We start from the raw sequence: 19,381 nt of genomic DNA on the forward strand, positions 1-19,381 counted from the left end.
GCTTATGGCAAAAAAAACTGCATCATAAAATAATGCAGTTTTTATATTATTAACATAAGCTACTTTAGCGCAGCGTTCTATTACTATTTATCAGTACGTATGTATATCGGTAGTTAGATATATTAGTACTTGTGTTCGCTACGCCAATCATCTACTTCACGCTCTGCAGCATCTTTTGTATGACCATAACGCTCTTGTACACTACCTACTAGCTTGTCACGGCTACCTTCAATATGTAATAAGTCGTCATCAGTTAGGTCAGCCCACTTCTGCTTAACGTTACCTTTAATTTGGTTCCATTCGCCTTTCAAAGTATGTTCGTTCATTATTTTATTCCTTGTTTTAATTATTAATCGTTAGTGCTATTAATCCAACTAGCTAATTCGGTAATTATTATAATTAGTAATTATGAATAATCACCCTATTTAGAGGCTAACTGTTAATAACTAATATAAAGGTCGAATATTACCTTGTCTGTATAACCAGTGTTTATAGTGTTGCTTAACAGCAATTATAGGCTCAGTTATGTTGATGATATATAACTTGTGTTGTCCCTAATAGGGTTTATTGCTGCAACAAGTAAGTGTGGTTATGCTTTTTTAAGCTCATGAATAGGATCTATTAGCTTATGCTCAGTCAGTTGGCTGGTTTTTGACAGTTAGTTACAATCAATGCTAATGAATGATACTTTCAGTACAAAGTTGCCAATAGACTTAATAGCTAAATAGCTATAGCCTTAAAGGGCAATTAAAGAATTAAAGAGCGCAAAAGGGACGTATCTGCTTGAAAATGCTAGCTAATCAAGGCCAGCCGATAATAATGAATAGGAAGCATCACTATGCCTAAATCAACGATAGTTAGCGAACAAACGCATCTAAGAACTTGCACTTTGTGCGAAGCGATGTGTGGCATCGAAATTAAGCATGATGGCAAAAAAGTCTTGTCGATTAAAGGCGATAGCAATGATCCCTTTTCTGAGGGTTACATCTGTCCGAAAGCTACAGCGCTACAGGATTTGCATGAAGACCCTGATCGCTTGCGCCAACCTGTTCAGAGAACGGCCGATGGCTGGAAGCCAATCAGCTGGCCCAAGGCGCTAGATCAAGTAGCCGCAGGTATCGAGTCAGTACAAAAAAAATATGGTCAGGACGCTGTTGGTATCTATTTGGGTAATCCAAACGTACACAATATGGGTGGCATGCTAACCGTCAAGCATCTGTTGAACAGTGTAAAAACTCGCAGTCGGTTTTCAGCTACTTCTATCGATCAGCTGCCCCATCATGTTGTCAGTATGCATCTGTTTGGTCACATGCTGCGTATCCCAGTACCTGATGTCAATCGAACTCACTATATGCTAATCATAGGGGGCAATCCGCTGGCCTCTAACGGCAGTATTATGTCCGCGCCGAATATGCGGCAAAAGTTAAAAGATATCAAAGCTCGTGATGGCAAAGTAGTGGTGATCGATCCAAGGCGTACTGAGACCGCAACTATGGCCAGCGAGCATCACTTTATTCGGCCAGCGACGGATGTGTTATTGCTATTAGCGATGCTTAACGAAATATATTTGCAAGGATATGCTAATAAAGTACCCGCCAGCACTAATAAAGCTGCTGCCTTAGCGCCAGAGATTGAGCGCATAGCGACGTTTGCTCAAGACTACAGCGCAGAGTCAGTGGCTAGGATTACTGGTATTGAAGCTACTGAAATAAAGCGCTTAGTAAAAGAGTTTTGTGAAGCTAAAAGCTCGGTTTGTTATGGTCGTATGGGGGTCTCTGTACAAGAGTTCGGCTTGTTATGTCAGTATTTGATTATGCTGATCAATATAGTCACTGGTCGTTTAGATCAAGTGGGCGGCCTGATGTTTCCTAATCCAGCAGTCGATGTAGTAAATAACACAGGCCCTGGCTATTTAGGTAAGCGCCATAGTCGAGTGAGCAACTTACCGGACTTTAACGGTGAGTATCCAGTTGCTGCTATGAGCGATGAGATGCTAGTAGAAGGTGATGGACAGCTAAAAGCCTTTATTAGCGTTGCTGGTAATCCAGTATTGAGTACGCCTAATGGTGCAAAGCTAGATAAGGCTTTAGGGCAGTTAGAGTTTATGGTAGCAATAGATTACTACGTCAATGAAACTAGCCGCCATGCCAATATTATCTTACCGCCAGTATCACCACTTGAGCGTGAGCATTATGACGTTACCTTTAATAATTTTGCCGTGCATAACGTCGCTAAATATTCACCAGCATTATTTGCTAAGCCCAGTAATGCCAAGCATGACTGGCAGATCTATCTAGAACTAGCAAAACGCTTAGATAAAAAAGCTCCTATCAAAACTAAGATTGAGCGCTCGCTAATATCGGCTTTAGGACCAAAGTTCTTACTCGATCAAGGTCTAAAACGTGGGCCTTATGAAGGACTCACTTTAAAGAAGCTTCTTAAAAACCCGCATGGTATCGATCTAGGGGTTATGCAAAGTATGTTGCCCCAAGCTTTAAAGCATAAAGATAAGCGGATTACTCTTAACGTTGACTTTTATCTAGCGGATTTAGAGCGGGTACAGACTATGGTGCAGCAGTATGATGCGGGGCAAATATTATTGATAGGCCGTCGCCATGTACGTAGCAATAACTCATGGCTGCACAATAGTTATCGACTAGTAAAAGGTAAGTCACGCTGTACTTTAATGTTGCACCCTCAGACGGCTGCTCAACAAGGTATCGAGGATGGACAATTAGTAAAAGTGACTTCTAGGGTAGGTAGCGTGGTGCTCAGCGCCGAAGTGACTAATGAGCTGATGCCAGGCGTAGTTAGCATTCCTCATGGCTTCGGTCATAGTCGCAAAGGCGTCATACAAAGGATCGCGCAAGCGCATGCAGGGGTTAGTGTCAACGATCTCACTGATGATACTTTGATCGATCAATTAAGTGGTAATGCGGCGGTAAATGGTGTGCCTGTGCAGCTAGAAGTCGTTGAGCCACAAAGCATTGAGCCGGCAGCTATTGAGGGACAAAGTTTTACCTCATTAGCTACTGAGCAACAGCAATCAGGCACTAGTATTGCCAGCTAAAGGTACTTGCACGTTATTGCTTTGATTGCTTTAATTGATAAGGGCGCTGACTTATAGCGCCTTTTTTATACCGATAAAATCAAACTTAACGGCTGGGGTTTCGCCTTGCATCAATAAGCTAATAGCTTTGGCCGAGCCACAAGCGTGAGTCCAGCCAAGGCTACCATGACCAGTATTAAGCCATAAATTATCAAAAGTAGCGGGTTCATTCTGACTGCCATGGCGAACTTGCCCACAATGTGCCCGCCCAATCAGCGGCACGTTCGATGGAGTCATCGGCCGTAGCCCAGTCCAGTATTGCGCAGAATTAGCGATAATTCCTTTAGGAAACAGATAACGTACTCGTTCAGTGATAGCTGCACAACGCACGCTATTTAATTCCATGTTATAGCCGTTAAACTCTGCGGTTCCGGCGACACGCAGCTTGTCACCAAGCCGCGACATAACCAGCTTATACTCATCATCAATCAAACTAACAAAAGGCGCTAAATGTGGTGCTCGTGGATTGACTTGATAAGTGGCGGAGTAACCTTTGGCAGGAAAAATAGGCAGATGAACCGCTAGAGGTTTCAGCAAAGCCACACTATAACAGCCCAAAGCTATGACATGACTATCGGCACTAAAGGTTTGAGCATTTTCACCTTTAGGACGGATAGTAATACTGTGAATATGAGGACGACTAGAGTGTGCGTCACTATTTAATGCCAGAATGTCAGTATTATAGAGAAAGGTAACGCCAGCTTCCAAACAGCGCGCGGCCAAGCGCTGAGTAAAAAGATGAGCATTACCAGATTCATCACGACTAGTATAAGTGGCGCCAACCAGCTTATGGGCGATAGGGTAGAGCGCAGGCTCAAGACTGGCCGCATTATTAATATCAATAAAATGCCGCTCACAGCCTAGCTCCTGCATGCGTTCAGTCGGTGCAATAGCAGCGTCGAATTCAGCTTGGCTAGTATAAAAATGCATAATGCCACGCGTTTGCTGCTCGTATTCGATGTCAGTGTTGCGGCGTAACTGTTGCAGTGTTGCCCGCGAATACAATCCTAAGCGCACCATCTGTACTAGATTATCATCGGCCCTATCGGCACGACACTCCTGCAAAAACTGCATAGCCCACTTTAACTGATCTTTATCAGCGCGCAGCCGATACAATAGCGGTGAATTCTCAGAGAACAGTGACTTCAGCGCTTGCAGTGGTGCTCTAGGGTTAGCCCATGGCGTGGCATGTGATACCGATATCTGCCCACCATTAGCAAATGAGGTCTGCATAGCTGCTGCTGATTCACGCTCGATAACAGTGACTTTATAGCCAGCTTTTTGTAGATACCAAGCAGTAGTCACCCCTACTACGCCAGCTCCGAGTACCGCGATATGTGTCATAGCTAAAATTCTCTATAGTGGCTCTACTATTAGTACAACCCGTGTTATTTGGGGCGGGCGACGTCTGCTTGTAGAATAGGCGGTAAGTCGAGAGTGGTTAATTCATTCTCCACCAACTGTTCTGGACGGGCAACTACTAAGGCGATAAAACCATCTACGCAGGGGATAGCATTGACTACTTGTACTTTCCCTAGCTTTTCACCAGCTGCTGGGGCGTTGCCTATACCTTTTACATAGTGTAAAAATGCTTTGGGCGCTGATTTAAAGTAGATACGAGCGATAACTTCTTGCCCTAAATAACAGCCTTTATCATAGTCCATACCGCCGCGCTGATGTAGGCGCAACTCTTGTGGTTGGAACTCGCCTTGAGTGGCGGCTACTATCCAATAATTACCAGTAGCAATACTACACTGCATCCAAGCACTAACATTCTCTACTGTATTATGAGTCTCCTGATGACTAAAAGTTGGCTCATCATCGAGGACGCAAGGGTAGATATCGACAGGAGTGCTAGTCTCAAACTTGGAGAACGCGCCGTATTTTTTTAGATGCGCAGCTAAAGACTCGGCACAATCGGCACTAATTACTACATCGTAATGCTTTTCAGCTTGTTTTTTGATCCATATCCCAAACTCAATACGGCCTTTTAGGTTGCCGATAGCGGCAGCCTGATAGCTAAGACCGAGCTTAGTCACATCACAAGTTAGTTGACCTTGCAGGAATTTTTCTGCGTCTTCACCCTTGATAGTCAGTTGGTTAAAGGCTGGTATTTTTAGCTGGTTACTAAGGTCACTCATTGTTATTATCCTAATTTTGAGAGTTAAATTATCAAAAAAGTTATGTTATAAAAAATACAATTATTATGGAGTAATCGTTGCAGTAAGGTTGTCAAATTAGCACTCAAAAGAGTACCACAAAAACCAGCGCCATAAAAAACACTATAGTTAAGAACTAAATAGGGTTCAGTAGCGGTTTTACAAGCGCAGTGATTGGTCAAAGATAGCGAGTTGAGCTACAATGAAGACTCTAAAATATAGCCGATCTGAACGGCAAACGAGGATGTTATGAGTTTACCCAATTGCCCAAAATGCGCTGCTGAATATACTTATGAAGACGGTGCACTATTAGTATGCCCAATGTGTGCCCATGAGTGGTCAGCGGCTGAAACCGATGCAGTACCAGCCGATGAGCAAGATGCAGTTATCCGTGATGCGGTCGGTAATGAGTTAAAAGATGGCGATGCAGTCACGGTAATCAAAGACCTAAAAGTAAAAGGCTCGTCAACAGTGATCAAAGTCGGTACTAAAGCAAAAAGTATTCGTCTGTTGCCTGATGCTACAGACGGTCACGATATCGACTGTAAACTTGATGGCTATGGCCCGATGAAACTTAAGTCGTCAGTAGTTAAAAAGGCTTAAGGGGTAATCTTGCCTAACTTGATAAGCCTTGAATTGATCGAACCTCTAGTGCGTTGATGTTGTGCTACTAAGGTAGTAATAGCATCACCGTTGTCAAAAGCGTCCGCTAGCTGCTGGTCTTGTTCTTCAGTCCAAGGCTGACCGGCGTTGACAGGCAGATTCGCTCTACGTAGATCGGCTTTGATCATATTCTCAAGCGCTGGAATAGTAGCGTGTAAAGCACGTTGTATATCACTATTTAGGCATAAGCTATTACTAGCTAAAGGTTCATCAGACAGGGGGTTTATACCGTCGATAAGCGCTTCAATCATCTTGATAGCTTCTTGATTATTCATCGGTGCAGGGCTTGCGTTGTCTATAGCTTGGTTAGTTGTAAGGTTTATCATCTCTTGACTCCATTATAAACAAAAGTTTATTACGTCAACTGACTATAGACTATTTTGCTATCTATTAGCAAAAATAACTTAGCAAAAGTAACTTAACAAAAGTAAGTTAACAAAAGTAACTTAGCAAAAAGCACCGAGCTAAAATAAAGCCAATATTAAATAAATACCAACAACTCCCTGTGAGGTTGATAATAAATGGCGCATGGATAGGACGTTTTTAAAGCTTATCGATGCCGATATTTTAGAATTGATAGCTTACAATAATAAAGATATAGCGCCGTCTCTGGATTTTATATGACCAACGTAAGTCGTATTGAATAACTGGAGAGGAGCTCTTAAAATGCATAGTAATTTACCGCTATAAACCGTTAACACCATAATTAAAGGCAATAAGGATAATAGTCATGAGTACTAAAAACGAACAGCTTTTCGCCCAAGCTCGTAAACATATTCCTGGTGGCGTAAACTCGCCAGTGCGAGCCTTTGCTGGTGTCGGTGGCACTCCAGTATTTATGCACCGCGCTAACGGTAGCAAGATCTATGACACTGAAGACAATGCTTACATTGATTATGTCGGCTCTTGGGGACCCATGATCTTAGGCCATGCGCATCCAAAAGTTATCGATGCGGTAAAAAGAGCCGCCGAAGATGGTTTAAGTTTCGGTACGCCAACGCCGTTTGAGACTACTGTTGCCGATAAGATTTGTGACATCGTGCCTAGTGTCGAGATGATAAGAATGACTAGCTCTGGTACTGAAGCGACTATGAGTGCGATTCGCCTAGCACGGGGCTTTACTGGTCGTGACAATATCGTCAAGTTTGAGGGCTGTTATCACGGTCATTCGGACAGTTTGTTAGTTAAAGCTGGTTCAGGCATGCTCGATATTGGTGAACCGACTTCAAAAGGGGTGCCAGCAGACTTTGCCAAGCATACTATTACCTTGCCATACAATAATCCACAAGCGATCAAAGATTGTTTTGAGAAGTGGGGCGATACTATTGCTTGTGTGATTGTTGAGCCTATCGCTGGCAATATGAACATGATTATCCCTGATCAACAGTTTCATGACACTTTGCGTGAGCAGTGTACTGAACATGGTGCGGTACTAGTATTCGATGAAGTAATGACTGGCTTTCGAGTAGGCCTTGGTGGTGCGCAAGCCCACTATAATATCCAGCCTGATCTAACTTGTTTCGGGAAGATTATTGGCGCCGGCTTGCCAGTTGGTGCTTTTGGCGGCAAGCGTGAAATTATGGAATGCATTGCGCCAATGGGCAGCGTCTATCAAGCCGGTACCTTATCAGGTAATCCACTAGCGATGCGTGCTGGTATTGCGATGTTTGAGGACTTAACAGTAGCTGGCTTCTACGATGAGCTGTCAGCGAAAGTGGTGCACTTAGTAGATGGTATTCAAGCTGCTGCTGACAAACATGGCATCCATCTGCGTACTAATAAGCTCGGCGGTATGTTTGGCATGTTCTTCGTCAAAGACAGCGCTACTGCAACGCCACTTAATTTCGATGAAGTGACTGAATGTAATATGGAGCACTTTAATACGTTCTTCCACGGCATGCTAGAGCGTGGTATCTACTTAGCGCCTTCTGCCTATGAAGCAGGCTTTATGTCGATCAAGCATAGTACTGAAGACTTAGAGGCTTCTATCAGAGCAGCTGATGAGATATTTGCAGGAATGGCTAAAGGCTAGTTTTTGACTTGAGCGTTAATCCTTAAAAAAGGCCAACATAGCGACTGATTATTAGTGCTACGTTGGTTTTTTTTACTCAGATCAGGCTAATGCTAAAATCATTCTATTCGTTGTAAATGTCTCTATAAAATCAGCTGTCTAAGCCATTGTTATTTATCTTATATTAACCTGGCAAAAGCGACTAAAGATTGTAGGGTAATAGCAGTAAATATTAGCGACTGCATAGGCGATTTTTATTAGTCTGCCGGTCAGTATATAATAACTAGCGCCTGTTACTTGTCAGGGTTTAGCATAAATGCTTTAATGGCAAAATCTATCTGTATTTCTATCCGTATTTGTAGCTATCTAAAATATGCAAAACATGTAAAAGCTACTATGCTCAAACCTCAGCAATTACCTCACCCATCATACAGGGTCACAAACTCTCCTATGCTCAATATATCTGTTGCAAATCAACCGCTTGCCGATAATGAACTGATGGCCGCTATTGATATTGGCTCGAATAGTTTTCATTTAGCGATAGCTCGCTTAGATCATGGCGAAGTACGCAAAGTAACTTCTATGTCTGAAAAGGTGCAATTGGCTGCCGGTTTGGATGAGAACAATATCTTAAACGCAGCAGCTGAACGCCGTGGTCTTGAATGTCTGAGCCGTTTTGTCGCGCGTTTGGACTCAGTACCGCCAGAGCGTATTCGTATTGTCGCTACTAACGCCTTGCGCCAAGCCAAAAACGCTGAGGACTTTATCAAGCGTGCTAATGCGATCTTGCCAAAACCTATCGAGATTATCGCTGGACGTGAAGAGGCCCGACTCATTCATTTAGGGGTCTCGCATACGAATGCTAGTAGCGATAAGCGCTTAGTAATGGATATCGGTGGTGGCTCTACAGAGTTTATTATTGGTAAAGGCTTTGAGCCGTTATTGACTGAAAGTTTACAAATGGGTTGTGTGGCTTTTACCAAAAAGTTCTTTGCTGATGGTCAGATCACTGAAAAAGCTTTTGCTAATGCTATTGCCGCCGCGCGTAAAGAGATGCTGGCTATCAATGGTCAATATCAGAAGACTGGTTGGAATAGTGTTATTGGTTCTAGTGGTACCATAAAAGCAGTGCGTAATGTGTTGGTATCTAAAGGCTGGTCTGATGAACAAGAGCGTATCACTTATAAAGGCGTCAAAAAGCTAGAAGATCTGCTAATCACTATCGGTGATGTCAATGACATTGAGCTTGAAGGGGTGAAAGAGCATCGAAAAGCAGTCTTTCCAGCAGGCGTAGCAGTATTACGTGCGGCTATGAAAGTGCTAGGTATTGATACTATTGCCTACTCTGATGGGGCGTTACGTGAAGGAGTGATGTATGACATGCTCGGGCGTTTTGCTAGTGAGGATGTACGTGACCGCAGTGTGCTGGCGCTCAATAAACGCTATTCAGTAGATAAAAAGCAAGCTCGACAAGTGGTCAGAACCAGTCGTCATCTATTTAAACAAGTCAAAGATGAGTTGCAGTTGACGAGTGATGATGCTGATTTGTTAAGACGAGCGGCCTATCTGCATGAAATTGGCTTAGCGATCAGTCATAACAACTATCATCGGCACAGCGCTTATCTACTCGAAAACTCAGACATTCCTGGATTCTCACAAGTCGATCAAAAACGTATGTCGCAGTTAATGCTCAGCCACAGACGCAAGCTAAAAAGCGATATGCTCGAGCAAATTTGTCTTATTGGCGGCAATCAGCTGATCTATTTGTGTTTATTGCTCAGACTTGCAGTGTTGGCTCATCATAGTCGTAGTGAATATGAGCTGCCTGATATGCATTTAGTAGTTACCGATACTAATTGCTGGCAAATTACCGTCAGCACTGACAAAAAACACTATGCGTTTTTATTCTCTGATCTCGAAGCTGAGATTGAGCAGTTTGCTAAGTGGGGCATCAAACTTACGGTGATTGAAGCGCAAGCGCAAGCCGAATAATTACTGACTGCTAAAAATATACTAGGCAATGCTAAGCGAGTGGTTATTAGTCCCGGCAAGATAATTATTATTTAATTATTTGTAAATTTTATACTTAGTACAACTGTGCTAATATAGTTTTGTTGAGTTTACAGATGTACTTTGGTTATACTCAAATACACAATAACTGAGAACTTGTATAAAACAATATACTATAAAATGACTAAAAGGATAAGTCTATGAGTACCGTCTGGGATAGCGTTCAGATAGCACGACATGCCAAGCGTCCATTATTTATGGACTATGTTAATCAGCTATTTACTGAGTTTGATACATTGCATGGTGATCGCGCCTTTGCTGATGATAAAGCTATTATTGGTGGCTTAGCACGCTTGGATGGCAAGCCGGTAATGGTCATCGGTCAACATCGTGGTCGTAGTACTCGTGAGCGTATTGCCCACAATTTCGGCATGGCCAATCCTGAAGGCTATCGCAAAGTTATTCGCTTAGTCAAAATGGCCGAGCGCTTTAACTTGCCGGTTATGACCTTTGTTGATACACAAGGAGCTTATCCTGGCATTGGTGCTGAAGAGCGTGGACAAGCCCAAGCAATCGCTGAAAGTATCGCTGTATTCTCCAGTTTAAAAGTACCAATTATCGTTACTATCGTCGGTGAAGGGGGTTCAGGTGGTGCGCTAGCTATAGGTGTCGGCGATAAAGTGAATATGCTACAAAACAGCATCTATTCAGTTATCTCTCCTGAAGGCTGTGCAGCTATTCTGTGGAAAACCGCTGAAAAAGCGCAAGATGCTAGTGAAGCACTAAAATTAAATGCTATTAACTTGTATCAAATGGGCTTGATTGATGCCGTCATCGATGAAGGAGAAGGCGCACATTTACAACCCCAGCCAGTGATGAAAGCCCTTAAATCATTGCTACTTGAGCAGTTAGAAGAGCTGCAAGCAATGGATGCTGATACTCGTACTGAACTGCGTTATGAAAAGCTAAAAACCTTTAACTCAGAAGTTATGCTACCAGCTTAACGTGCTTTAAAGCTTAACCATCGAACAATCATTAACGTGCTCCTTAGTAGCACGTTTTTTTGTAGCTGATTTTTAGCTTATAATTAGACTGGTTGAATATTCATCAATAGACACCTTAATAGACACCTTTAACTAGACATGACTACCTATGACTAATAGCGCCATTAAACCTTATCCTATCAAGCCCATAGCAGCAGAGTTGCCAGTAGATCCGGCGCTGGCACAAGCTTTATTGGCGAGTGTTGATGAACACCGTGAACAGTTACGTGGTCGGCGTATTTGGCTGGCTTGTAGTGGTGGTCGTGATTCTTTGGTTTTAGCCGCACTATGTTTGCAGCTTTATCAGCAAGGTAAGTTAGCATTTTTGCCGCAGCTGCTGCATGTTGATCATAATCTACAGTCAGCTAGTAGTCATTGGGCTAAGCATGTCGCGAAATGGGCACAAGTCCAACAGCTGCCTTGTACTATTTTACGAGCGCAAGTAACCGGTAGCGATGAGCAAGCAGCACGGCAAGCCCGTTATCAAGTGATGCTTGAACATATCAATCAAGGCGACGTTTTATTGTTAGGTCATCATGCTGATGATCAAGCTGAGACCGTATTGATGCGCTTGATGCAGGGTGCTGGGGTGAAAGGTCTAGCTGCTATGCAAGCATGGCGTGAGCAGTCACAAGGCGCGCGACATAATGTCTTATGGCGGCCTTGGTTGTCGGTGCGTCGTGCCAATATCAGTAGCTATGCTGAGCAGTTGCAGCTGCCTTATATTGATGATCCAACTAATGATAATGGTGATAATGTGCGTAGTAGTTTGCGCCGAGATATCATGCCACTGCTGGCAACTTATAACCCTAATGTCATCGCAAACATGGTTCGTAGTGCGCAATTGCTTAGCGATGCGCAGGCAACAGTCAATACGCAAGCGCTGCAAGATTGGCAGCAGACTGCTATCGATGAGCTTGATTATCCTTCAGCTCAGCAGGTAATTGATAGTGATCAACTGCAAGCATTACCACTCTATCGCCAACGGCAATTACTACATTATTGGCTGGCGCAAGATGAGCCGTTACCGCCGAGTAAGCAACTAGTAGATGACGTGTCTAGGCTAGTGCAACGTGATGATAATGACCACCAAACTCAGCTAGATTGGTACGCACACCGCCAACATTACAGGGTAAGTCGTTATCGTCAGCAGTTATATCGACTCAGTCACTCATGGCTTGATTGGCTAGCGTTGCCAGTGCTGGTACAGCAGCAAGTTATTATTAAAGATAGGCTGGAGCCCTTCACGGTAGTATTGCGGGAAAACGCCGCTTACCATTGGCAGTTAAAGGTTACAGCTAGTGAATTAGCACCTTTAATGAGCAACGATACGGATCCGCTAACCTTAAAAATAACACCGTTAGATCGACAACAAAAGTTAAAAACGTCAAGGGCTACTCGAGCACAGTCTGGCAAAAAACTCTATCAAACGTTAGCTATTCCAGTTTGGTTGCGAGACAGTTTACTAGTAGTGAGCGCTGTAAATCTAAACTCAGAAGTTACAGGTTCAAAAGCTGTTAACTCTGAGCATAAAGCCGATAATAACGAGCTGCCACTGTTACTAATCTCTCCCTTTGAGCAGTGGCCGCTGACCGCAGACGGTGCATCACTTAATTTAAGCAATAATGACCCTAAATGGATTGCCAAGATCGTTAATAGCGCATTTAGCAGTACTATTAGCAGTGCTCTATTTGCGGTAAAGTAATGGGTCTTGCTCTAGATTGCCGTTGCGGTTACTGACGCTATAAATGCTGCCGTCGATGAGCTTGTCTATGCCTTAATTACTAGTGTGCTTGCCTGTACTGTTAACTATATGGCTACTACTAATCTGCTATTAGCCAGTATCTAGGATTAATGGTAGGGCTTTTGAGCCACCGTTTGTTCTGTAACCGGCGTATCGATGTTCCATCTTTAGGATGAACTGATAGTCACTGCGTTAACCACCAATTTTTCAAACGCCAATAATGGCAGTATGGTAGACTAGACCTCATTTTAGACCGCCTGCTTGCTAAAAACACTCTATCAAACCCTGCTGTTTAAACGATACTATTTAGCGCTTATTATAAAAAGTAGGCTATGAAAAAACCAATGCTAACAGGCAGTTAGGGTTTTAATAGAGCAGAATTATTAGGAGATTTTATGTCATCAATTAATAATAAGTTAATTAATAAGAAAATAAGCTTTATCGGTGGCGGCAATATGGCGCAGGCCTTAATCAGTGGCCTCATTGGCTGCGGTATGAATCCTGCACTTATTACGGTATCGGCACCGAGTGCTGAGACTCGTGAGCAATACGCTAAGCAGCAAATGCATACTGTTGATGCTAGCCTAGAGCCAAAAGCAGCAGTTATCGATGCTGACGTAGTGGTACTAGCAGTCAAACCACAAATGATGCAGCAAGTAGTTAGCGAATTTTCTGACGCTTTAGAGCATCAACTAGTGATTTCAGTGGCAGCAGGCTTATCGACTGAGCTTTTATCTGAGATGTTAGGGGGCTATAGCAATATCGTCCGCGCTATGCCCAATACTCCCTCGAAAATACAAATGGGAGCAACTGGTCTCTATGCTACCAGTGATATTAATGATCAACAAAAGCAGCTAGCAACGGCAGTAATGGAAGCTTCAGGTTTAGTGATGTGGGTTGATTCTGAGGAACAGATGCATGCCGTTACTGCAGTGGCAGGATCAGCGCCAGCTTATGTGTTTTACTTTATTGAATCGATGATTGATGGCGCAGTGGCTTTAGGTCTAGATAGAGAGCAAGCCTCAGCGTTAGCTATGCAAACTGTGTTAGGCGCAGCGACTATGGCTATTGGTAGTGACGATAGTCCTGCTGAGCTACGTCGTAAAGTAATGTCGCCCAAGGGCACTACACAAGCGGCAATTGAGTCAATGCAACACAATGAGATTGGTCGCCAAATAGGCGAGGCTATGCAAGCGTGCTACGATCGCAGCAAAGCACTCAGTGAAGAGATGAAAAGCGACGATAAAAAGTAAAAGTAATTTACAACTGCCAAAGACTTTTGCAACTTATGCCTTAGCATAACTGCTCAGCAAGCTAGAAAGCTTTGTGAGTCAGTGACATAAATTAGCAGTTATAGCAGCCTACAGTCTCTGTTGTATTTAAAACTACTGGTTTCAAACTGATGATTTCTAACTGATGATTGAAAACTGACTACATTAGTACTGACTATAGCAGCCTTTACTATTGGTAAGTGTTTAACATACCCTAACTTTTATTAGTCCAAATTCTATTACTATAGGCAAATCGAGTAGCACTTAATGAACGATATGTTATTACAAATTTTTGATTTGGTTACCACCTTTGCGATGCTATTGGTGTTTATTCGCTTTATGCTGCAGTTTGCCGGAATGGATGCTAGCGAGCCGCTGATTAGCCCTGCGTATAAAGCTACGCATATCGTCGATGTGTTTGGACGGATTTTTCCAACGGTAGGCCAAGGGCGTATCAGTATTGCCGCTATAGTATTGATGTTCCTTATTCGCTTAATTGACATCGCTGGCAAGGCGGCGCTTGCCAATAAAGGCATTGCACCTATACCGCTATTTTTCCAAGGCTCGTTAAGTCTGATTTTAGACTTTTTGCGCATGTGTCGCTACGTAGTTATAGGCTCTATCATTGTCAGCTGGATTGTAGTGTTTACTCAGTCAGCGCACCCGATTATCGGTATTATCATGCGCTTAGCAGAGCCGATTTTAGAGCCGTTTCGTCGTATTACTCCGAACTTAGGGATGCTCGACTTATCACCAATCATGGCATTTTTTGCCTTCTATTTGATTGAGATTATGGTTGGCGCTATTGCTAATAGCTTGCTACCAATGCTAGGTTAAGCTGGCGAAGAGCAACTCATAAAATCAGCTAGTATTAGTCAATAAAAAGACGCCCTATTCATGAGTAGGGCGTCTTTTTTTTAATGCTAAATGCTAATAATAGCTAAATATCACTTAAATACTAAACAAACCGCTGTATCATCTTCGATTTACATTTTCTACAGCAGCGCTTTGAGCCGCTAGCAGTAAGGTCTACCATTGCAAGTTTAACAAGCTTTAAGACTAGCGCTAGCCGTTACAGTGAGTTGATTGTAGAAACCAAACCGCCAGATTGAAATCAGTTTTTTGCAGCCTCTGTCAACATAGGCACAGCAACCCAGAAAAACTTATCACTGTTTCGCCTGATAAAGTGATTTAGCGGTTTTATTTAGTATCGACTACATTAGTTATAAAGCGATTGGGTATCAGCTGAGCACTAGCATCATCGGGGTGGGGAGCATCTGCCTTGCTCAAGGTTTGACCGATCCACTGGTCGGCCGCCTTAACTGCCTCAATCAGCTTATCACCCTCAGCAAGGCGTCCAGCGATGAAGCTGGCTAGTGAGCAACCAGAGCCATGAAACTCACCTGGTAGGCGTGCTAAGGTGCTTTTATATACCATTTCACCTTGCAGATACAGATACTGCTCAATATCACCGCTATCAAAGTCGTGCGAGGTCTTTACTAGGACCGCCTGAGTACCTTGGGCACATAGCTTTTGTGCGCCAGTATGCAAGTCTTGTTCACCGCTCAAAGCACGCAGCTCATGAGTGTTTGGGGTTAACAAAGTAGCATAAGGCAGCAGTTTTCTAAATGCCGCTACCAAAGTGCGCTCATCACCTAAACTACCGCCACTATTAGCCACTAATACTGGATCTAAAACAAAAGGCGTGCCTTGAGTAATAAGTCCTTGAGCAAACATATCGGTTAACATAGCGATATTGTCTGTAGTACCGAGCATACCTGACTTGATAACGCTCACAGGCAAGTCATCGAGCACGGCGATGGCTTGGGCTTTTACTAAATCTGCGTAACAAGCTTGGAAGCTAAAGACTCGTTGTGAGCTTTGCACAGTGATCGCTGTACAAGCAATGGCAGCATGAGCACCGGCTTGACCGATGGCTTCGATATCTGCTTGTAATCCTGCCCCACCTGAAGGGTCTAATCCTGAAAAGCACAATACTACCGGACGCATGGCTTATCCTTATAAGTTATTATTAGTGATAGTGGTTTGTTTTTCCCTAAAAGCTTCTATTTATATTAACCGCTTCTATTTTTTATCAAAAGATTGTATTTGTCTTCAATGATTTTTAATTTCTGCTACTGACTATAGCTAGCTTGCTGCTAAAAAGCCACAGTAGCCGATTGCTGTTATTTCACTAAAGATCTAAAATTAAGGTTATTAACTGGCTAAGATGATATTTCGCTGCTATTAACACTATTTTAGCGGCGCTAAAAGCCTTAAATTCGCTAATAAACCGTTATTATGCAAAAAGGTTGATTAAAGTGGCATACAACGCTTGCATTTCGTTTGGGCTTTGTTATAATACTCGCCCACGACTAGGACGTATCATTAGCATCGATACTGTATTCTATCTCATAGAAGTCTTATCTCGTTCGGTGAAGTGGGTGAGTGGCTGAAACCAGTTCCCTGCTAAGGAACCATACGTGTAAGCGTATCGAGGGTTCGAATCCCTCCTTCACCGCCATTTATTCAGTTATTATTAGATTTAAAATATAGTTTATCGATGTTAGCTTTTATGATAACCGCTAGATTAAAATAATTTAGCATATATCTTATAATTAGATTGACATCTGCTGTATTATCTATATAATGACCAACCTAATTTACTGCAAAAGTTAATCACTGCGCAGTAGATGATGTGCAATACGCGCCTGTAGCTCAGTTGGATAGAGCACTTGGCTACGAACTAAGGGGTCGGGAGTTCGAATCTCTCCAGGCGCACCATTTGCATTATCACCGCTTTAAAAGCAATACCTAAATCAATCGCCTGTCTTCTGACATTTTGGCGGTTTTTTTATGTCTGTCGATTTTATACGCTGTACAACCAAATACTAGTGTATGTTAATGTCCGCTAAATGAACAATTTACGGTACAATAACAGCACTATTTTCTACTTGCTACGGACTTTATAAAATGCGAAAAAGTAAGTTAAAAGTTGATGTCAGAATAAAAGTTGATGTTGAATCAATCTCTGAAAGTAAAAGTCCTTTGATAGATGAAAGTAAAAGTCCTTTGCTAGATGAAAGAAAACTTTTAAATCGCGTTATGAAGCCTGTAGTTGTCGATGAGCTGAGCATCGCCAAACCATTTGAGCGGGTGATAGCTATTGTCTATGATGGTATGTTGATATTAGCCTTGCTGTTCTTGGTTGGCACGGTGTTGACCGTCATTGGTACTTTACTGACTATGCAAACGGGTACCGACTCAGCGCAAGCGCAGTCACTGCCAACTTGGTATCAGAACTTCATCATGACTCCCTCATTTATCTTAACGCTAGTAGGGTTCTACGGCTTGTTTTGGCGTCGTGGTGGCCAAACCCTAGGAATGCAGACTTGGCGTCTTAAAACGGTTAATAATACCGGTCATCTATTGACTTGGGGACAGTCCTTTAAGCGTATTTTGGCAGCTTGTTTAATGCCTCTATTATGCGGCATAATCGGTAGCCTGATAGGCGGATCGCGCGCAGTACTATTACTCAGTGCGTTCTTTGGCTTAATGTTTAACTACCTTTTTTGTCTATTCAACAGTCGTGGCTTAGCAGTACAAGACATGATATCTAATACTATTACCTTAAAAATGCCAAAAGTAGCACAAGAAGGCCTATGGAGCGGTTTTAGAAACCGTAAGAAAAATAAATAAAGGGTATAACAACTGTATTATAGGCTTAGCGACGGCTTAACTATCGCTTACCACAGCAAAATGTCCCTTGGTTAAAATTAAAAGGGCTAGAAAACATGGTCAATAAAAAGGCATAAAAAAAGCTGAATCAAATGTAGATTCAGCTTTTTTATGCGTGCTTGTTAGGTCTTCAATAGTTATAATTTCTAATAAACTAAAAATATCATTCGGCTCATTAAATAACTATTAAATTTAAACCTGCTTAACGCTCTCAAACAACTACTAAAATAATGATTCGAGAATTACCTAAAATAATAACTGCTGTTAAGCGACTTGTACTGGAATAACGTTAGCAGTATCTCTTACGCTATTATCTTCATTACAATAAACCAGTTTTGGCTGATAAATAGCGGCTTCAACTTCATCGAAATGAGCATAAGCGCAAATAATAACGATATCGCCTAAATCGGCCATATGAGCAGCAGCACCATTCAATGAGATGATGCCTGAACCGGCTTCAGCACGGATAACATAAGTGCGAAAGCGTTTGCCATTAGTGACATTGTAGATATCGATAGATTCGTTTTCGCGCAAACCAGCGAGATCTAATAAATCGCTATCAATACCACACGAGCCTTCATAATGTAACTCGGCATGGGTGACACGAGCGCGATGCAATTTGCATTTAAGCATGTTAAGTAGCATAAGTTGCTTCCTTAGTGTAACTGATATTAAGTAACTGATATTAAATGGATTAACGATAGCTAATAAACGGATTAACTACAGCGTTAATGGGGACATAACTGATAAATTAAAGCTACTATTAAAATTTAAGCTGGTACTAATGGCGCTGCAATAACCACTCAGCGTTAATAGTTGGCTGTACTAACTGGCCACAAATACTAGAGTAGATGGCAACATTGCACAACTTAGATAGTCAACGAAAGTCTAAAAAACAGCGGTTATTAAAACAGGGCATATCATACCGTGTCAAGCAGGTAGTTTAAAGCCATTAATTTGCTCGCGTGCGCGCTCAATCTTACCTTCTAATAATAAGGGTAAGGCTTCAAAAGCCGCTGTCAAAGCGCTATCGATAGCGATCTGCTCATTAGGCGAAGCCTTTGAGAGTACATGACCACTGACTTTAGACTTATGTCCTGGATGACCTATCCCTACACGTAGACGATGAAAATCACTGCCGATATGTGGAGTGATATCACGTAAGCCATTATGACCACCATGACCGCCATCCGTTTTTAACTTGATACTACCTGCAGGAATATCCAGCTCATCATGAGCGATTAGCAGCTGATCGTTATCAATATTATAAAAATTCACCATCGGCACTACCGACTGGCCTGACTTATTCATAAAAGTTAGTGGTAATAACAGGCGTACATCAGAGCCGTGAATCTGACCACGACCAGTAACGCCATGGAATTTTTTGTCAGCAGATAAAGTGATATTGAACTGTTGGGCTAAATGTTGCACAAACCAAAAACCAGCATTATGACGAGTGAACATATACTCTTGACCGGGATTACCAAGACCAACGATAAGCTTTATAGACATAACAATACTCAGTGTAGCTATTAGTAGGAAAGGTGAGAATTACCTTATGCTTAGGACATACGTTTTGAAAAAGTAACGTTAAAATTAGTTTTTCAAAACGTAATTACAAAAACAGCAGGAG

General features: G+C 42.4%; 16 protein-coding genes and 2 tRNA genes. 11 read left to right on the forward strand and 7 right to left on the reverse strand.

Annotation, left to right across the window (positions count from 1 at the left end; all coding sequences use genetic code 11):
• Window positions 1-122: 122 nt before the first annotated feature.
• A complete protein-coding gene (locus JMY09_RS00540; RefSeq protein WP_201621643.1) occupies window positions 123-326 on the reverse strand; it encodes a CsbD family protein in 204 nt (67 codons plus the stop codon).
• A gap of 512 nt (window positions 327-838) precedes the next feature.
• Between JMY09_RS00540 and JMY09_RS00545 the strand changes: the two genes are divergently transcribed.
• Entirely contained in the window at window positions 839-3,070 is a 2,232-nt protein-coding gene (locus JMY09_RS00545) for a molybdopterin oxidoreductase family protein (protein ID WP_201621644.1), read from the forward strand.
• Between the two features lie 51 nt (window positions 3,071-3,121).
• On the opposite strand, the gene JMY09_RS00550 is transcribed toward JMY09_RS00545, so the two are convergent.
• Together JMY09_RS00550 and ygfZ are read right to left on the reverse strand one after the other, a co-directional pair.
• The gene (locus JMY09_RS00550) at window positions 3,122-4,453 is read right to left on the reverse strand and encodes a D-amino acid dehydrogenase (RefSeq protein ID WP_201621645.1); all 1,332 of its coding nucleotides are present in this window, start codon (window positions 4,451-4,453) and stop codon (window positions 3,122-3,124) included.
• Between the two features lie 44 nt (window positions 4,454-4,497).
• Entirely contained in the window at window positions 4,498-5,250 is a 753-nt protein-coding gene (gene ygfZ / locus JMY09_RS00555) for a CAF17-like 4Fe-4S cluster assembly/insertion protein YgfZ (protein WP_201621646.1), read from the reverse strand.
• Between the two features lie 267 nt (window positions 5,251-5,517).
• Between ygfZ and JMY09_RS00560 the strand changes: the two genes are divergently transcribed.
• Window positions 5,518-5,871, forward strand: a complete 354-nt coding sequence (locus JMY09_RS00560; protein ID WP_201621647.1) for a zinc ribbon domain-containing protein YjdM — start codon at window positions 5,518-5,520, stop codon at window positions 5,869-5,871.
• Here the strand turns inward: JMY09_RS00560 and JMY09_RS00565 are convergent.
• A complete protein-coding gene (locus tag JMY09_RS00565; RefSeq protein ID WP_201621648.1) occupies window positions 5,868-6,257 on the reverse strand; it encodes a hypothetical protein in 390 nt (129 codons plus the stop codon). The genes JMY09_RS00560 and JMY09_RS00565 overlap by 4 nt on opposite strands.
• Window positions 6,258-6,661: 404 nt before the next feature.
• On the opposite strand from JMY09_RS00565, the gene hemL reads away from it, so the two are divergent.
• The 6 genes from hemL (at window position 6,662) to JMY09_RS00595 (ending at window position 14,847) form a co-directional block, all read left to right on the forward strand.
• Entirely contained in the window at window positions 6,662-7,963 is a 1,302-nt protein-coding gene (gene hemL / locus JMY09_RS00570; protein ID WP_201621649.1) for a glutamate-1-semialdehyde 2,1-aminomutase, read from the forward strand.
• A gap of 429 nt (window positions 7,964-8,392) precedes the next feature.
• Complete coding sequence (gene ppx, locus JMY09_RS00575) at window positions 8,393-9,934, forward strand: exopolyphosphatase (RefSeq protein ID WP_201621650.1); 1,542 nt, start codon at window positions 8,393-8,395, stop codon at window positions 9,932-9,934.
• A gap of 218 nt (window positions 9,935-10,152) precedes the next feature.
• Window positions 10,153-10,956, forward strand: a complete 804-nt coding sequence (locus JMY09_RS00580; RefSeq protein ID WP_201621651.1) for an acetyl-CoA carboxylase carboxyltransferase subunit alpha — start codon at window positions 10,153-10,155, stop codon at window positions 10,954-10,956.
• A 148-nt stretch (window positions 10,957-11,104) separates the two neighbouring features.
• On the forward strand, window positions 11,105-12,700 hold the full coding sequence (gene tilS, locus JMY09_RS00585; RefSeq protein WP_201621652.1) for a tRNA lysidine(34) synthetase TilS: 1,596 nt from the start codon (window positions 11,105-11,107) through the stop codon (window positions 12,698-12,700).
• Between the two features lie 434 nt (window positions 12,701-13,134).
• Window positions 13,135-13,992 carry a pyrroline-5-carboxylate reductase gene (proC, locus tag JMY09_RS00590; protein ID WP_201621653.1) on the forward strand — a complete coding sequence of 286 codons (858 nt, stop codon included), beginning with the start codon at window positions 13,135-13,137 and terminating at the stop codon, window positions 13,990-13,992.
• 294 nt (window positions 13,993-14,286) lie between these two features.
• The gene (locus tag JMY09_RS00595; RefSeq protein WP_227677086.1) at window positions 14,287-14,847 is read left to right on the forward strand and encodes a YggT family protein; all 561 of its coding nucleotides are present in this window, start codon (window positions 14,287-14,289) and stop codon (window positions 14,845-14,847) included.
• Between the two features lie 363 nt (window positions 14,848-15,210).
• Here the strand turns inward: JMY09_RS00595 and JMY09_RS00600 are convergent, their stop codons facing one another.
• Window positions 15,211-16,020 (reverse strand): hydroxymethylpyrimidine/phosphomethylpyrimidine kinase, encoded by an 810-nt coding sequence (locus JMY09_RS00600; protein WP_201621655.1) that lies wholly within the window; start codon window positions 16,018-16,020, stop codon window positions 15,211-15,213.
• A gap of 424 nt (window positions 16,021-16,444) precedes the next feature.
• Between JMY09_RS00600 and JMY09_RS00605 the strand changes: the two genes are divergently transcribed.
• The 3 genes from JMY09_RS00605 to JMY09_RS00615 all read left to right on the forward strand — a co-directional run bounded on the left by JMY09_RS00605 (window position 16,445) and on the right by JMY09_RS00615 (window position 17,709).
• Window positions 16,445-16,534: transfer RNA gene (locus JMY09_RS00605), tRNA-Ser, on the forward strand.
• 183 nt (window positions 16,535-16,717) lie between these two features.
• Window positions 16,718-16,794: transfer RNA gene (locus JMY09_RS00610), tRNA-Arg, on the forward strand.
• A 321-nt stretch (window positions 16,795-17,115) separates the two neighbouring features.
• Complete coding sequence (locus tag JMY09_RS00615) at window positions 17,116-17,709, forward strand: RDD family protein (RefSeq protein ID WP_201621937.1); 594 nt, start codon at window positions 17,116-17,118, stop codon at window positions 17,707-17,709.
• A 303-nt stretch (window positions 17,710-18,012) separates the two neighbouring features.
• Here the strand turns inward: JMY09_RS00615 and panD are convergent, their stop codons facing one another.
• Entirely contained in the window at window positions 18,013-18,393 is a 381-nt protein-coding gene (gene panD, locus JMY09_RS00620; RefSeq protein ID WP_201621656.1) for an aspartate 1-decarboxylase, read from the reverse strand.
• A gap of 285 nt (window positions 18,394-18,678) precedes the next feature.
• Window positions 18,679-19,260: an aminoacyl-tRNA hydrolase gene (pth, locus tag JMY09_RS00625; RefSeq protein WP_201621657.1), complete on the reverse strand. Its 582-nt coding sequence runs from the start codon at window positions 19,258-19,260 to the stop codon at window positions 18,679-18,681.
• Window positions 19,261-19,381 lie beyond the last annotated feature (121 nt).

Source organism: Psychrobacter urativorans (assembly GCF_904846695.1).
GTDB lineage: Bacteria > Pseudomonadota > Gammaproteobacteria > Pseudomonadales > Moraxellaceae > Psychrobacter > Psychrobacter urativorans.

Bases quoted from the DNA above. Each gene is read 5' to 3' on its own strand.
- JMY09_RS00540 (WP_201621643.1), bottom strand. From the start codon at position 326: ATGAACGAACATACTTTGAAAGGCGAATGGAACCAAATTAAAGGTAAC.
- JMY09_RS00545 (WP_201621644.1), top strand. From the start codon at position 839: ATGCCTAAATCAACGATAGTTAGCGAACAAACGCATCTAAGAACTTGC.
- JMY09_RS00550 (WP_201621645.1), bottom strand. From the start codon at position 4,453: ATGACACATATCGCGGTACTCGGAGCTGGCGTAGTAGGGGTGACTACT.
- ygfZ (WP_201621646.1), bottom strand. From the start codon at position 5,250: ATGAGTGACCTTAGTAACCAGCTAAAAATACCAGCCTTTAACCAACTG.
- JMY09_RS00560 (WP_201621647.1), top strand. From the start codon at position 5,518: ATGAGTTTACCCAATTGCCCAAAATGCGCTGCTGAATATACTTATGAA.
- JMY09_RS00565 (WP_201621648.1), bottom strand. From the start codon at position 6,257: ATGATAAACCTTACAACTAACCAAGCTATAGACAACGCAAGCCCTGCA.
- hemL (WP_201621649.1), top strand. From the start codon at position 6,662: ATGAGTACTAAAAACGAACAGCTTTTCGCCCAAGCTCGTAAACATATT.
- ppx (WP_201621650.1), top strand. From the start codon at position 8,393: ATGCTCAATATATCTGTTGCAAATCAACCGCTTGCCGATAATGAACTG.
- JMY09_RS00580 (WP_201621651.1), top strand. From the start codon at position 10,153: ATGAGTACCGTCTGGGATAGCGTTCAGATAGCACGACATGCCAAGCGT.
- tilS (WP_201621652.1), top strand. From the start codon at position 11,105: ATGACTAATAGCGCCATTAAACCTTATCCTATCAAGCCCATAGCAGCA.
- proC (WP_201621653.1), top strand. From the start codon at position 13,135: ATGTCATCAATTAATAATAAGTTAATTAATAAGAAAATAAGCTTTATC.
- JMY09_RS00595 (WP_227677086.1), top strand. From the start codon at position 14,287: ATGTTATTACAAATTTTTGATTTGGTTACCACCTTTGCGATGCTATTG.
- JMY09_RS00600 (WP_201621655.1), bottom strand. From the start codon at position 16,020: ATGCGTCCGGTAGTATTGTGCTTTTCAGGATTAGACCCTTCAGGTGGG.
- JMY09_RS00615 (WP_201621937.1), top strand. From the start codon at position 17,116: ATGAAGCCTGTAGTTGTCGATGAGCTGAGCATCGCCAAACCATTTGAG.
- panD (WP_201621656.1), bottom strand. From the start codon at position 18,393: ATGCTACTTAACATGCTTAAATGCAAATTGCATCGCGCTCGTGTCACC.
- pth (WP_201621657.1), bottom strand. From the start codon at position 19,260: ATGTCTATAAAGCTTATCGTTGGTCTTGGTAATCCCGGTCAAGAGTAT.